The sequence below is a fragment of the Streptomyces sp. NPDC052299 genome (assembly GCF_040679335.1).
GTDB lineage: Bacteria > Actinomycetota > Actinomycetes > Streptomycetales > Streptomycetaceae > Streptomyces.
In genome coordinates this window covers 306,516-319,528 of the sequence record NZ_JBFAUP010000005.1, presented here as the reverse complement: position 1 = coordinate 319,528, position 13,013 = coordinate 306,516, and the positions used below count along the sequence as shown (strand labels likewise).

Annotated in this window: 12 protein-coding genes; 11 read left to right on the top strand and 1 reads right to left on the bottom strand. The window is 73.1% G+C overall.

Features of this window, described 5'->3' with window-relative positions:
• The first annotated feature begins 160 nt into the window (after positions 1-160).
• From AB0L33_RS11350 to AB0L33_RS11330, 5 genes are all read left to right on the top strand, one after another.
• Entirely contained in the window at positions 161-571 is a 411-nt protein-coding gene (locus AB0L33_RS11350; protein WP_365680146.1) for a hypothetical protein, read from the top strand.
• 123 nt (positions 572-694) lie between these two features.
• Entirely contained in the window at positions 695-3,913 is a 3,219-nt protein-coding gene (locus AB0L33_RS11345) for a PDZ domain-containing protein (protein ID WP_365679969.1), read from the top strand.
• A 277-nt stretch (positions 3,914-4,190) separates the two neighbouring features.
• Entirely contained in the window at positions 4,191-4,550 is a 360-nt protein-coding gene (locus tag AB0L33_RS11340; RefSeq protein WP_329025086.1) for a histidine triad nucleotide-binding protein, read from the top strand.
• On the top strand, positions 4,550-5,458 hold the full coding sequence (locus AB0L33_RS11335) for a ribonuclease Z (RefSeq protein ID WP_365680144.1): 909 nt from the start codon (positions 4,550-4,552) through the stop codon (positions 5,456-5,458). Before AB0L33_RS11340 ends, AB0L33_RS11335 begins: the two co-directional genes overlap by 1 nt.
• 26 nt (positions 5,459-5,484) lie before the next feature.
• Positions 5,485-6,477, top strand: a complete 993-nt coding sequence (locus AB0L33_RS11330; protein WP_365679967.1) for an adenosine deaminase — start codon at positions 5,485-5,487, stop codon at positions 6,475-6,477.
• On the opposite strand, the gene AB0L33_RS11325 is transcribed toward AB0L33_RS11330, so the two are convergent.
• Complete coding sequence (locus tag AB0L33_RS11325) at positions 6,441-7,793, bottom strand: MFS transporter (RefSeq protein WP_365679966.1); 1,353 nt, start codon at positions 7,791-7,793, stop codon at positions 6,441-6,443. The two genes, AB0L33_RS11330 and AB0L33_RS11325, sit on opposite strands and share 37 nt — an antisense overlap.
• 303 nt (positions 7,794-8,096) lie before the next feature.
• On the opposite strand from AB0L33_RS11325, the gene AB0L33_RS11320 reads away from it, so the two are divergent.
• The 6 genes from AB0L33_RS11320 (at position 8,097) to AB0L33_RS11295 (ending at position 12,950) form a co-directional block, all read left to right on the top strand.
• A complete protein-coding gene (locus AB0L33_RS11320; RefSeq protein ID WP_365679964.1) occupies positions 8,097-9,203 on the top strand; it encodes a PfkB family carbohydrate kinase in 1,107 nt (368 codons plus the stop codon).
• 121 nt (positions 9,204-9,324) lie between these two features.
• Complete coding sequence (locus AB0L33_RS11315) at positions 9,325-10,377, top strand: PhoH family protein (RefSeq protein WP_365679962.1); 1,053 nt, start codon at positions 9,325-9,327, stop codon at positions 10,375-10,377.
• 9 nt (positions 10,378-10,386) lie between these two features.
• Entirely contained in the window at positions 10,387-10,884 is a 498-nt protein-coding gene (ybeY, locus tag AB0L33_RS11310) for an rRNA maturation RNase YbeY (RefSeq protein ID WP_365679960.1), read from the top strand.
• Complete coding sequence (locus AB0L33_RS11305) at positions 10,881-12,176, top strand: hemolysin family protein (protein WP_365679959.1); 1,296 nt, start codon at positions 10,881-10,883, stop codon at positions 12,174-12,176. The genes ybeY and AB0L33_RS11305 overlap by 4 nt, the downstream gene beginning before the upstream one ends.
• On the top strand, positions 12,173-12,526 hold the full coding sequence (locus tag AB0L33_RS11300) for an MmcQ/YjbR family DNA-binding protein (RefSeq protein WP_265544456.1): 354 nt from the start codon (positions 12,173-12,175) through the stop codon (positions 12,524-12,526). Before AB0L33_RS11305 ends, AB0L33_RS11300 begins: the two co-directional genes overlap by 4 nt.
• Positions 12,527-12,587: 61 nt before the next feature.
• Positions 12,588-12,950 (top strand): cytidine deaminase, encoded by a 363-nt coding sequence (locus AB0L33_RS11295; protein WP_018103262.1) that lies wholly within the window; start codon positions 12,588-12,590, stop codon positions 12,948-12,950.
• Positions 12,951-13,013: the final 63 nt, after the last annotated feature.

Here is a 13,013-nt window from a genome sequence, read left to right as displayed (position 1 = left end):
CGGTCTACCGCCTCGTCAGACGCGGTGGGAAGCTGCCCGTATGGGGACATCAAGGGCACGGGGCCATCGTGCGGCCCGTCGTTTTCCAGCCGCGCTCTGCCTCGCCGCGGCCGCCGTCACCGGGCTCACCGCCTGTGAACCGGGCGACGCCACCGGCGCGTTGAACACCGCGTCCGTGGCCTTCACCACGGACCGGACCGCCACCCGCGCCCTGGAACACGAGGGCGTCCAGGTCCGCTGGCTGACCTGCACGGCCGCGCTCGACGGAGGCGGCGCCGCCCGCTCGACGGCGCCCGCCGCCACGCGCAGGGCGGCCGAGGTCCGCTGCGACGGCAAGACGAAGTCCGGGGGTGACATCGCGCTGGACGGGCAGGTGACCTACGCGCTCGAAGGCCGGTGCGTACGCGGCGACATGACCGCCAGGACCGGTGGGCGCGCCGTCTTCCGGGCCACCCTGCTCGGCGACTGCAGCGCCCCGGCCACGACCGCGCCGCCCGCCGGAGCCCCGGGCCCGGGCAACGGCCCGACGGCCACCGTGACGGTGACGGTCACCGCGTATCCCGGCAAGTAGCGGCGCGGTCGCGGCGGTTGACGCGTTTCGCGGTGCGCGGGCCGCCCGGGCACCGGCGGCGGCGTGCGACGTACTCCGGCCAACCCCCTGCCACCAGGCACACCAGCGGCCTAGGGTGATCGTGTGACACAGCCTTCCTACCTCCGGTACCCCCATGTCCAGGGTGATGTGATCGCCTTCACCGCCGAGGACGACGTCTGGCTCGCCCCGCTCGACGGTGGCCGGGCGTGGCGGGTCAGCGCAGACAACCGTCCCGTCACCCAGCCGCGCATATCTGCCGACGGCACCCTCGTCGCCTGGACGTCCACCCGCGACGGCGCGCCCGAGGTGCACATCGCCCCCGCCGACGGCGGGCCCTCCCGGCGGCTCACGTACTGGGGCGACGCCCGCACCACCGTGCGCGGCTGGACCCCCGAGGGCGACGTACTGGTCACCAGTACCCAGGGCCAGGTCTCGTTGCGCCGCAGCTGGGCCCGGGCCGTCCCGGTCGACGGCGGTCCCGCGCGGACCCTCCCGTACGGCCCCGTCGGCTCCCTCGCGTACGGACCGGGCGGACGCGTCCTGCTGCTCTCGGCCACCATGGGCCGCGAGGCCGCCAGCTGGAAGCGCTACCGGGGCGGCACCGCCGGCAAGCTCTGGATCGCGGCGGAGGACGACCCGCTGGAGTTCGTCCGCGTCCACGAGGACCTCGACGGCAACATCGAGTGCCCGATGTGGGTGGGGGAGCGCATCGCGTTCCTCTCCGACCACGAGGGCACCGGCGCCCTCTACTCCTCGCTGCCCGACGGCACCGGCCTGCGCAGGCACACCCCCCTCGACGGCTTCTACGCGCGCCAGGCCACCACCGACGGCACCCGGGTCGCCTACGCCTCGGCCGGTGAACTCTGGCTCCTGGACGGCCTGGAGGGCGACGAGCCCCGCCGCGTCGAGGTCCTGCTGGGCGGCCAGCGCGCCGACCTCCAGCCCTACCCGCTGCACGCCGACAGCCACCTGACCAGCGCCTCGCCCGACCGCACCGGCCGGGGCAGCGCCGTCCTGTCGCGGGGCGCCGTGCACTGGGTCACCCACCGCGAGGGCCCGGCCCGCGCGCTCGCCGCCGAGCCCGGCGTACGGGCCAGGCTGCCGCGCACCTTCCAGGCCGACGGAGACCAGCACGTCGTGTGGGTCACCGACGCCGAGGGCGACGACGCGCTGGAGATCGCCCCCGCCACCGGCACCGCCCCCGGCGCCGCGCCCCGCCGCCTCGCGGCCGGCCGGCTGGGCCGCGTTTTGGACCTCGCCCCCGCCCCCGACGGCAGCCGGTTCGCGGTCGCCGCGCACGACGGGCGGGTGCTGATCGTCGAACGGGAGAGCGGCGAGATCCACGAGGTGGACCGCAGCGAGAACGGCGACGCCTCCGGCCTCGCCTGGTCGCCCGACTCAGCCTGGCTCGCCTGGTCGCACCCCGGCCCCGAGCCGCTCAGCCAGCTCAAGCTGGCGCACATCGCCGACCTGTCGGTCTCCGAGGCGACGCCCCTGCGGTTCCGGGACTTCGCGCCCGCCTTCACCGCCGACGGAAAGCACCTGGCCTTCCTCTCCGAGCGCGCCTTCGACCCGGTCTACGACGCCCACGTCTTCGACATGGCGTTCATCGGCTCCTGCCGGCCCCACCTGCTCACCCTCGCGGCGACGACGCCCTCCCCGTTCGGACCGCAGCTGCACGGCCGCCCCACCGAGAAGGAGAAGGGCGGCGACGGCGAGGACAACCCCACCGCGCTCCCCATCACCCGCATCGACCTGGACGGCCTCGCCGACCGGATCGTGCCCCTTCCCGTCGAGGCCGCCGTCTACTCCTCGCTGCGCACCGCGCGGGACGGGCTGCTCTGGCTGCGCCACCCGCTCACCGGGGTCCTCGGCACCAGCGGGGCCGGTCCGGACGCCCGCCGCCCGGACACCGTCCTGGAGCGGTACGACCTGGAGAAGCTGCGCTGCGAGGAACTGTCCTCGGACGTCAGCCGTTTCGCGGTCAGCGGCGACGGGAAGCGGCTGGCGATCGTCCACCACGGCAAGCTGTCCGTCGTCCCCTCCGACAGCCGGGTGCCGGTGGGCGACGACGACCACGACGACGCCGTCACGGTCGACCTCTCCCGCATCCGCCGCACCCTCGACCCGGCCGCCGAGTGGCGCCAGATGTACGACGAGGCCGGGCGCGTCATGCGGGACAACTTCTGGCGCCCCGACATGGGCGGCGTCGACTGGGACGGGGTCCTCGACCGCTACCGCCCGGTCCTGGAGCGCGTCGCGACCCACGACGACCTCATGGACCTGCTCTGGGAGGTCCAGGGCGAGCTGGGCACCTCGCACGCCTACGTCACCCCGCCCGGCGGATGGCGCGACGACGCGGCCCGGCAGGGGCTGCTCGGGGCGGACCTCTCCCGCGCGGAGGACGGCAGCTGGCGCATCGACCGCGTGCTGCCCTCCGAGACGTCCGACCCGGCCGCCCGCTCGCCGCTCGCCGCGCCGGGCGTCGCGGTCCGGGCCGGCGACGCGATCCTGGCCGTCGACGGGCACCCGGTCGATCCGCTGACCGGGCCCGCGCCGCTGCTCACCGGCTCGGCCGGCAAGCCCGTCGAGCTGACGGTCTCCCCGGCCGACGGGGGCGACCGGCGCCACGTCGTCGTCGTTCCCGTCGGCGACGAGGAGGCCCTGCGCTACCACGCGTGGGTCGCCGGCCGGCGGGCGTACGTGCACGAGCGGTCCGGGGGGCGCCTCGGCTACCTCCACGTCCCGGACATGGTCGGCGGCGGCTGGGCCCAGATCCACCGCGACCTGCGTACCGAGATGGCGCGCGAGGGCCTGGTCGTGGACGTCCGGGAGAACCGGGGCGGCCACACCTCGCAGCTCGTGGTCGAGAAGCTGGCCCGCCGCATCGTCGGCTGGGACCTGCCGCGCGGCATGCGCCCCGCGAGCTACCCGGGCGACGCGCCGCGCGGGCCGGTGGTGGCCGTGGCGAACGAGTTCTCCGGGTCCGACGGCGACATCGTGAACGCGGCGATCAAGGCGCTGAAGATCGGCCCCGTGGTCGGGGTGCGGACGTGGGGCGGCGTGGTCGGCATCGACAGCCGGTACCGGCTGGTGGACGGGACGCTGGTCACGCAGCCGAAGTACGCGTTCTGGCTGGAGGGGTACGGGTGGGGCGTGGAGAACCACGGCGTGGACCCGGACGTGGAGGTCGTGATGACGCCGCGGGATCACGCCGAGGGGCGTGACCCCCAGCTGGACGAGGCGATCCGGATCGCGCTGGAGTCGCTGGAGCGGGTGCCGGCCAAGGTGGCACCGGAGCTGCCGGGTCGCGAGGGCTGACCTCGGCGGGGTGGAGGCGGGTGCGCCTGCGGCGGGCCGGTCCCCACCCCGCCCCTTCCCGAAACCGGGGCTCCGCCCCGGACCCCGCGCCTCAAACGCCGGCGGGGCTGAACTTTGCCCCGTCGCCGCACGTCCGTGACGGCAGCGGCAAGATCAAGCCCCTCCGGCGCTTGAGGAGCGGGGGTCCGGGGGCAGCGCCCCCGAAAGGCGTCCGGCCCGGGGGCGCCCGGATAGGCTGGGTCCAACGGATCACCCAGACCAAGGAGCGCGTAAGCGAATGGCAGGAGAACCGCAGCCCGACTGCCTGTTCTGCAAGATCGTCTCGGGGGAGATCCCGGCCACCCTCGTCCGCGAGACCGACACCACCGTCGCGTTCCGCGACATCAACCCCCAGGCCCCCACCCACGTACTCGTCATCCCGCGCCTGCACTACCCGGACGCCGCGTCCCTCGGCGCCGCCGAACCGCAGGTGCTCGCCGACGTGTTGTGCGAGGCGGGCAACGTCGCCGCCGACGAGAAGATCGACGGCACGGGTTACCGGGTCGTGTTCAACACCGGCGCCGGCGCCGGCCAGACCGTGTTCCACGCGCACGCGCACGTCCTGGGCGGCCGGGGCCTGGAATGGCCGCCCGGATAATGTCCGCCCGCGAACTCGTCGTGCTCGGGACCGCCAGTCAGGTCCCGACACGGCACCGCAACCACAACGGCTATCTGCTGCGCTGGGACGGCGAGGGCATCCTCTTCGACCCCGGCGAGGGCACCCAGCGCCAGATGCTGCGGGCCGGGGTCGCCGCGCACGACATCAACCGGATCTGCGTCACGCACTTCCACGGCGACCACTCGCTGGGCCTGGCCGGGGTGATCCAGCGGATCAACCTCGACCAGGTCCCGCACCCGGTGACCGCCCACTACCCGGCGAGCGGGCAGCGCTTCTTCGACCGGCTGCGGTACGCCACCGCCTACCGCGAGACCGTGCGGTTGACCGAGGCCCCCGTCGCCGCCGACGGACCGCTGGCCACCACCGCGGCGTACACGCTCGACAGTCACCGGCTCTCGCACCCCGTCGAGTCGTACGGCTACCGGCTCACCGAGCCCGACGGGCGGCGGATGCTGCCCGCGAAGCTCGCCGAGCACGGCATCAAGGGGCCGGACGTCGGACGCCTCCAGCGCGAGGGCGCCCTCGGCGGGGTCACGCTCGCCGACGTGTCCGAGCACAGGCGCGGACAGCGGTTCGCCTTCATCATGGACACCAGGCTCTGCGACGGGGTCCACGCCCTCGCCGAGGGCTGCGACATGCTGGTCATCGAGTCGACGTTCCTCGACGCGGACCGGAAGCTGGCCGCCGACCACGGCCACCTGACCGCCGCCCAGGCGGCCCGGGTCGCCCGGGAGGCGGACGTGCGCCACCTCGTCCTGACGCACTTCTCCCAGCGCTATCCGGAGCCGGAGGCGTTCGAGGCAGAGGCCCGGGCGGCCGGCTACGAGGGCGAACTGACCGTCGCCCAGGACCTCACCCGCGTACCGCTCCCCAGCCGGAACGCGTAGCACCACCCCAGACGATTGAGAACACCGTGCACCTCCCCAAAGCCGAACTCCACCTCCACATCGAGGGGACCCTCGAACCGGAACTGGCCTTCGCGCTCGCCGCGCGCAACGGCCTGACCCTGCCCTACGCGGACACCGAGGCCCTGCGCACCGCGTACCTCTTCGAGGACCTCCAGAGCTTCCTGGACCTCTACTACGCCCTGATGACCGTGCTGCGGACCGAGGACGACTTCGCCGAGCTGGCCGACGCCTACCTCGCGCGCGCCGCCGCCCAGGGCGTCCGCCACGCCGAGATCTTCTTCGACCCCCAGGCCCACACCGCGCGCGGCGTGCCCATCGCCACCGTGGTCGAGGGGCTGGGCCGGGCGCTGGAGCGCAGCGAGGAGAGGCACGGCGTCTCCACCCAGCTGATCATGTGCTTCCTGCGCGACCAGTCCGCCGAATCGGCCCTGGAGACCCTGGAGGCGGCCCGGCCGCACATGCACCGGATCAGCGCCGTCGGCCTCGACTCCGCCGAGGTCGGCCACCCGCCCGCGAAGTTCCGCGAGGTGTACGAACGGGCCGGGGAGCTCGGCCTGCGCAAGGTCGCCCACGCGGGCGAGGAGGGGCCGCCCGCGTACATCCGCGAGGCGCTCGACGTCCTCGGCGTGGAGCGCATCGACCACGGGCTGCGCTGCATGGAGGACCCGGACCTCGTGAAGCGGCTGGTCGCGGAGCGCGTCCCGCTCACGCTGTGCCCGCTGTCCAACGTACGGCTGCGCGCGGTCGACACCCTGGAGCAGCACCCGCTGCCCGCGATGCTGGAGGCCGGGCTGCTCTGCACGGTGAACTCCGACGACCCCGCCTACTTCGGCGGGTACGTCGGAGACACCTTCCACGCCGTCCACGAAGCGCTCGGCCTGGACCGCGAACAGCTGCGCACCCTGGCCCGCAACAGCTTCCGGGCGGCCTTCCTCGACCACGACGAGGAGCGCAGGGCGCGCTACCTGTCCGAGGTCGAGGCGTACGCGTTCGACTGACCGCCCTCCGGGCCGGCCGTCCGGAACGCGTTCCTGCCGAGGCGCCTGCGGCGCAGGGCCGGGATGCTGATCTCCGCGACGGCCTGCTCGGGCGCGCCCAGCTTGGGGACCGCCCCGGGCACCGCGCCCGTGGTGACCGCCAGCAGGGCCGCCGGCGCACCGCCCCGGCGGCGTACCGAACCGGGCACCAGCGGCCGGCCGCCGGTGTGCAGGGCGACGGCGGTCACCGGCAGCGCGACCAGCAGGGTCGCCGCGCCCAGGATCAGGCCCATCCCCGGGAACCCGGCCTCCTCCGACAGCACACTGCCGAGCACCGGCCCGCAGGCGACGCCCACGGACGACGCCGACCCCGCGAGGACCGCCCAGCGGCCGCGTACGTCGAGCGAGGCGGCCAGGCCGATCAGGTACGACAGGACCACCGGGTAGACGGTGTTCCACAGGATCTCGCCGGTCGCGAAGGAGCCGAGGCTCCCGGCGGACGAACTGAGCACGATGCTCCCCGCGATGACGGCGGTGCCCACACCGATCGGGACCGCGCGCCCCAGCTTCGAGCCCAGCACTCCGGCGCCCATCACGCCGAGCAGCCCGGCGCCGAGCGCGGCGGCGAAGACGGCGCCGATCGTCACCTCGGACAGCCCGACCTGGTCCACGCCGATCCGGCTGCTGACGCCCCACAGCGCGTTCTGCGCCATCGACCAGACGAGCATGCCGCCCGCGAGTACCAGCCCGGACCGGCGGTGCGGCAGCCGCCCCTGCGCGGGCACGGCCGGACCGGCCGCGGCCGAGTCGCCGAGCCGGGAGGTGGCCGGCCAGACCAGGAGCGCGACCAGGGCGATCGAGGCGAACGGCAGCCGGTGGCCGCCGCCCAGGTGCGGGACCGTCAGATACAGGGCGCCCGCGGTCGCCGAGACGCTCAGCAGGCCCAGGGACGAGGTGCGGTGCGGGTCGCTCTGGGCGGCGATGCCCGCCGCCGCGACGGCGGTCGCCGTACCGGAACCGAAGCCGCCGACCACCGCGCCCGCGACCACCAGCGGCACGCTGCCGGCCAGCGCGGCACAGCCGTACCCCACCGCGCACAGGACCAGTCCCACGCGCGCCGGTCTGCACGGTCCGTACGTCTCCACGCGCCCCGCCAGGGAGAAGCCGGCGGAGGCCGAGCTCAGCAGCAGCGCACTGCCGACGAGCCCGGCCTGAGCCGTGCTGAGGCCCAGGTAGACGGAGAGCCGTCCCACGATGGTGGGCAGGAGGTAGGCGGCGAGGTAACCGGCGGTGAACACGGCGACCAGGGGCCACGCGGCGCGAGGGCGCGAGGACATGGGCGTTCCTGAAGACATGCCGAGATACGGCAGAAGGCAGAGGGGGAAATGCGAAGAGATCGGCGCTTCCGTCGGGTACGTCTCCAACGGTGCTCGCGGGCCAATTTGTATCAAGTGCTCCCGGCCCACCGAAAGCCGGTGTTCTGTGATCTGGGCCACTTTTGTGTTTACGGGGTTCGCCGATGGGTAGCTGCGCATGTTTACGCAGGTCAGCGACCGTGAACACACGCACGGCGCGCACTCGTCCATCACCGCCGCGTTTCGGGCACACTGGCCGCAACCGCCACGACCGGGGAGTGCAAGGTGAACGCTGACGTTCCGCAGATCGACCCGCTGGACGGGCTGCGCGCCCCGCAGGACCCCGAATGCGACGTCTTCCTCACCGGCACGGTCTTCCTGGACATCATCTTCACCGGCCTGGACAGCGCCCCCGTGCGGGGCACCGAGTCCTGGGCGCGCGGCATGGGATCGAGCCCCGGCGGCGTCGCCAACATGGCGACCGCGCTCGCCCGCCTCGGCCTGCGCACCTCGCTGGCCGCCGCGTTCGGCGACGACCACTACGGCGAATACTGCTGGGACGCGCTCGCGCAGGGCGAAGGCATCGACCTCTCCGCCTCGCACACGGTCCGGGGCTGGCACTCCCCGGTGACCGTCTCCATGGCGTACGAGGGCGAGCGGACGATGGTCTCGCACGGCCACGAGGCGCCCTCGCTCCCCACCACCGCCTCGCCCGGGGCCCCCGCCTTCCCCCGCTGCCCGCCCAGGGCCCGGGCCGCCGTCACCTCGCTCGTGCCCGGCCGCACCGAACCCTGGGTCGCCGAGGCCGCCCGCCGCGGGGCCCTGATCTTCGGGGACGTCGGCTGGGACGAGACCGGGCGCTGGGACCTGGACGCCCTGAGCGGCCTGGAGCACTGCCACGCCTTCCTGCCCAACGCCGAGGAGGCGATGCGCTACACCCGTACCGACTGCCCCCGGGCCGCCGCGCACGCCCTCGCCGAACGCGTACCGCTCGCCGTCGTCACCCTGGGCTCGGAGGGCGCCTACGCGGTCGACGCCGCCACCGGTGCCGCCGCTCAGGTTCCGGCCATCGAGGTCGAGGCGCTGGACCCGACCGGCGCCGGCGACGTCTTCGTGGCCGGCTTCGTCACCGGCACCCTGGCCGGCTGGCCCCTCGCCGACCGCCTCGCGTTCGCCGGGCTGACCGCGGCCCTCTCCGTCCAGGAGTTCGGCGGCTCGCTCTCGGCCCCCGGCTGGGCGGAGATCGCCGCCTGGTGGCAGCAGGTGCGCACCTGCGCCGGACAGGACCCGGCCGCGCTGCGGCGCTATGCCTTCCTGGACGAGCTGCTGCCGGCCGCCGCCCGGCCCTGGCCGCTGCGCCGGGCCGTGCCCACGATCGGTTTCCGTCCGTAACCCCACCGCCCCGTAAAACCTCTGGTGTTGTCAGTGCGGAGTCGTAGGCTTGAGGGACACGAGGTTCTCGAGCGGCGAGGACCCTGCAACAGGAGGTATGCGCAGGCCCGAGGGCCGGCCCATGACTCAGTCACCCACACAGCCGCAGGCGCGTGCCCACATCAGCATCCCGGCCGCTCACCCGATGGTGATGCTCCTGGGAGCGGGCGATTCGCTGCTGCGCGTGATCGAAGCGGCGTTCCCGGCGGCCGACATCCACGTCCGGGGCAATGACATAAGCGCGACGGGCAACGCGGCGGACATCGCCCTGATCCAGCGCCTGTTCGACGAGATGGTGCTGGTGCTCCGCACCGGGCAGCCGATGACGGAGGACGCCGTGGAACGGTCGATCGCGATGCTCAAGGCCACCGACAACGGCCAGGCGGACGGGACGGAGACCCCGGCCGAGGTGCTGACGCAGAACATCCTCTCCAGCCGGGGCCGCACGATCCGCCCCAAGACGCTCAACCAGAAGCGGTACGTCGACGCGATCGACAAGCACACGATCGTCTTCGGTATCGGCCCCGCCGGTACGGGCAAGACCTACCTGGCCATGGCCAAGGCGGTCCAGGCCCTCCAGTCCAAGCAGGTCAGCCGGATCATCCTGACCCGCCCCGCCGTCGAGGCGGGCGAGCGCCTGGGCTTCCTCCCCGGCACGTTGTTCGACAAGATCGACCCGTATCTGCGCCCGCTCTACGACGCCCTGCACGACATGCTCGACCCCGACTCGATCCCGCGCCTGATGGCGGCGGGCACCATCGAGGTCGCGCCCCTCGCGTACATGCGCGGCCGGACCCTGAACGACGCCTTCATCATCCTGGACGAGGCGCAGAACACCAGCGCCGAGCAGATGAAGATGTTCCTGACCCGGCTCGGCTTCGACTCCAAGATCGTCGTCACCGGCGACATCACCCAGGTCGACCTGCCGACGGGGACCAAGAGCGGTCTGCGCCAGGTGCAGGAGATCCTGGAGGGCATCGACGACGTGCACTTCTCCCGGCTCACCTCGCAGGATGTCGTCCGGCACAAGCTGGTCGGCCGTATTGTCGACGCGTACGAGAAGTACGACAACAGCAAGGGCGAGCAGGACGGCGGGGGCCATCGGGGCCGCGGCCGTCACAACGGGAAGCAGTAGCAGCGCACCATGTCGATCGACGTCAACAACGAGTCCGGAACCGAGGTCGACGAGCAGGCGATCCTCGACATCGCCCGCTACGCGCTCGCGCGCATGCGGATCCACCCGCTCTCCGAGCTCTCGGTGATCGTGGTGGACTCCGCGGCCATGGAGCAGCTGCACATCCAGTGGATGGACCTCCCGGGCCCGACCGATGTCATGTCCTTCCCGATGGACGAGCTGCGTCCGCCGGCCAAGGACGACGAGGAGCCTCCGCAGGGGCTCCTCGGTGACATCGTGCTCTGCCCCGAGGTCGCCAAGAGGCAGGGCGAGGAAGCCGAGACCCAGCACTCCATGGACGAGGAGCTCCAGCTGCTCACCGTCCACGGGGTGCTGCACCTGCTGGGCTACGACCACGAGGAGCCGGACGAGAAGGCCGAGATGTTCGGCCTACAGGCGGCCATCGTGGACGGCTGGCGCGATGAGCGCGGGCTGACCGGTCCGTCCCCCGCCCCGACCGTCTCGTGAGCCTGCCACTGATCTTCGGCGTCGTCCTGCTGCTGGTCGTCGGCTGGCTGGCGGCCTGCGCCGAGGCGGGCATCGCCCGTACGTCGAGCTTCCGGGCCGCCGAGGCGGTCCGCTCGGGCCGGCGCGGCAGCGCCAAACTGGAACAGGTCGCGGCCGACCCGACGCGCTATCTCAACGTCGCGCTGCTGGTGCGGGTGGCCTGCGAGATGGCCGCCGGGGTGCTCGTCACCTACGCCTGCCTCAAGGAGTTCCCGGAGACCTGGGAGGCGCTGGCCGTCGCCATCGGCGTGATGGTCCTCGTCTCCTACGTCGCGATCGGCGTCTCCCCGCGCACCATCGGCCGCCAGCACCCGCTGAACACGGCGACCGCCTCGGCGTACGTGCTGCTGCCGCTGGCCCGGATCATGGGGCCCATCCCGCAGCTGCTGATCCTCATCGGCAACGCGCTGACGCCCGGCAAGGGATTCCGCAAGGGCCCGTTCGCCAGCGAGGCCGAGCTGCGGGCCATGGTGGACCTCGCCGAGCAGGAGTCACTGATCGAGGACGAGGAGCGCCGCATGGTGCACTCCGTCTTCGAGCTCGGCGACACGCTCGTGCGCGAGGTGATGGTCCCGCGCACCGACCTCGTCTGCATCGAGCGCTACAAGACGATCCGTCAGGCGCTCACCCTCGCCCTGCGCTCCGGCTTCTCCCGGATACCGGTCACCGGCGAGAACGAGGACGACGTCGTCGGGATCGTCTACCTCAAGGACCTGGTCCGCAAGACGCACATCAACCGGGACTCGGAGGCCGATCCTGTCTCCACCGCGATGCGCCCCGCCTCGTTCGTGCCGGACACGAAGAACGCAGGCGACCTGCTGCGCGAGATGCAGCAGGAACGCAGCCACGTCGCCGTCGTGATCGACGAGTACGGCGGCACGGCGGGCATCGTCACCATCGAGGACATCCTGGAAGAGATCGTCGGCGAGATCACCGACGAGTACGACCGTGAGCTGCCGCCCGTCCAGGAGCTGGAGAACGGCTGCTTCCGGGTCACCGCCCGGCTCGACATCGGCGACCTCGGCGAGCTGTTCGGCCTGGACGAATACGACGACGAGGACGTGGAGACGGTCGGCGGGCTCCTCGCGAAGGCGCTGGGCCGGGTTCCGATCGCCGGCGCGTCCTCGGAGGTCGAACTGCCCGACGGGCGGCGGCTGAGGCTGACCGCGGAGTCCCCGGCGGGCCGGCGCAACAAGATCGTCACGGTGCTGGTGGAGCCGGTGGCTCCCGAGGAGGAGGAGACGCCGGAATGACCCCGCAGCAGCTGAGGGCCTTCTGCCTGAGCTTCAACGCGAGCGCCGAGGAGTTCCCGTTCGGGCCCGAGGCGTCCGTCTTCAAGGTGCTCGGCAAGATGTTCGCGCTCAGCGCGCTGGACGCCCGGCCACTGACGGTGAACCTCAAGTGCGACCCCGACGAGGCGGTGCGGCTGCGCGAGGAGTACGAGGCGGTGGTGCCCGGCTGGCACATGAACAAGCGCCACTGGAACACCGTCACCGTCTCCGGACTGCCCGACGCCAAGCTGCGCGAGCTGATCGAGGACAGCTACGACCTGGTGGTGGCCGGGCTGCCGAAGGCCGAGCGGCTGCGGCTCGACCGCCCCTGAGGCGCACCCGGCCGGGGCTCCCGCCCGCCCCGGTCCGCGCCGGGCTTCGTATGCTCGGCACATGACTGAGAGCACCGGCACCACCGACCTCGGCGCCGAGGACCGCAAGATCGTCACCCTGGCGCGCAGCGCCCGCGCCCGCAACGGCGTCCCCGAGGGCGCGGCCGTCCGGGACGAGACCGGACGCACCTATGTGGCCGGGACCGTGGAGCTGGAGTCGCTGAAGCTCAGCGCGCTGCGGACGGCCGTCGCGATGGCGGTGGCCAGTGGGGCGAAGTCCCTGGAGGCCGCCGCGATCGTCTCCGAGGCGGACGCCCCCTCCGACGAGGACCGGGCCGCCGTACGGGACCTGGGCGGGGCCGGCACACCGGTGCTGCTCGCCGGTCCTGACGGACAGCTCCGGCTCAGCGTCACGGCCGGCTGACCGCGTACGGGGCGGGGCCCGGGGCCGTCCGGCCCGGGCCCGGAGGCCGTCGCGGACGCCTCG

Excerpts from the sequence above, each read along its gene's own strand:
- AB0L33_RS11340 (WP_329025086.1), top strand. The coding sequence starts at position 4,191 with ATGGCAGGAGAACCGCAGCCCGACTGCCTGTTCTGCAAGATCGTCTCG.
- AB0L33_RS11335 (WP_365680144.1), top strand. The coding sequence starts at position 4,550 with ATGTCCGCCCGCGAACTCGTCGTGCTCGGGACCGCCAGTCAGGTCCCG.
- AB0L33_RS11300 (WP_265544456.1), top strand. The coding sequence starts at position 12,173 with ATGACCCCGCAGCAGCTGAGGGCCTTCTGCCTGAGCTTCAACGCGAGC.
- ybeY (WP_365679960.1), top strand. The coding sequence starts at position 10,387 with ATGTCGATCGACGTCAACAACGAGTCCGGAACCGAGGTCGACGAGCAG.
- AB0L33_RS11315 (WP_365679962.1), top strand. The coding sequence starts at position 9,325 with ATGACTCAGTCACCCACACAGCCGCAGGCGCGTGCCCACATCAGCATC.
- AB0L33_RS11295 (WP_018103262.1), top strand. The coding sequence starts at position 12,588 with ATGACTGAGAGCACCGGCACCACCGACCTCGGCGCCGAGGACCGCAAG.
- AB0L33_RS11325 (WP_365679966.1), bottom strand. The coding sequence starts at position 7,793 with ATGTCCTCGCGCCCTCGCGCCGCGTGGCCCCTGGTCGCCGTGTTCACC.